The organism is Brachyspira catarrhinii, assembly GCF_005518285.1.
Classification (GTDB): domain Bacteria; phylum Spirochaetota; class Brachyspiria; order Brachyspirales; family Brachyspiraceae; genus Brachyspira; species Brachyspira catarrhinii.
The window spans coordinates 1-692 of the sequence record NZ_SJDU01000688.1 but is presented as its reverse complement, the minus strand read 5'-3'; the positions used below and the strand labels follow the sequence as shown (position 1 = coordinate 692).

Genomic DNA, 692 nt, shown 5'->3' with positions numbered 1-692 from the left:
TAGTCTTATTCGAACTATTGGCGTTATTAGGATAATTAACATTCATTTGTTTTCCTCTATTTCCTTGATTTTGGTCATGGGTTCTGTTTGTGCCAGAAGTTCCTTTATTTGGATTTTTTATATCCGCATTGTGATTTTTACCCATATTCTCTCACCTCCTTTTTAAAATAAAATATTTACTGCTGCTTTTCTAAATACCCTGTCTTATATCTCTTTCCTTCAGGTCCTAAGTCTACAAGAATTGCTCTACCATTAGTATTATAAGTAACTTCGAAATAATCTATAGCAGGCGAATGAATGGTCGCTTCAGATTGTTCGTAGTCACTACCAGCGTAATGAAGGTGAGTATTAATATAGAAATACCACCACTTGTTACGGTGATAGAAAAATTGGTGTATTCCTTAGGAGAACCGTAAAGAAAAGCGGTTCCTTCTATGGTGCAAGCGTCATTGTTTATTGTAACGGTTGCTCCAGTTCCATCCAATTCATTAGTATAGCTCCCTTGAGAAGGATGATTTGAGCTGGTTTCACCAGTCGCTTGTGGCTCTTCGTTCGATTTACAGCTTATAGACAAAGCCATAACTAAAGCTCCTACGACCATGTAGGTAAAAATTGTTTTGATATTCTTCATACGAAGATCCTCCTATTAATAAATTTATTTATAACTAAACAAGGAATTTTTATTTTCCTTG

1 protein-coding gene is annotated in these 692 nt (G+C 35.1%); it reads right to left on the bottom strand.

What is annotated here, in order from left to right; translation table 11 throughout:
* Positions 1–280: 280 nt before the first annotated feature.
* Complete coding sequence (locus EZH24_RS13075; protein ID WP_137999451.1) at positions 281–631, bottom strand: hypothetical protein; 351 nt, start codon at positions 629–631, stop codon at positions 281–283.
* Positions 632–692 lie beyond the last annotated feature (61 nt).

Bases quoted from the DNA above. Each gene is read 5' to 3' on its own strand.
- EZH24_RS13075 (WP_137999451.1), bottom strand. From the start codon at position 631: ATGAAGAATATCAAAACAATTTTTACCTACATGGTCGTAGGAGCTTTA.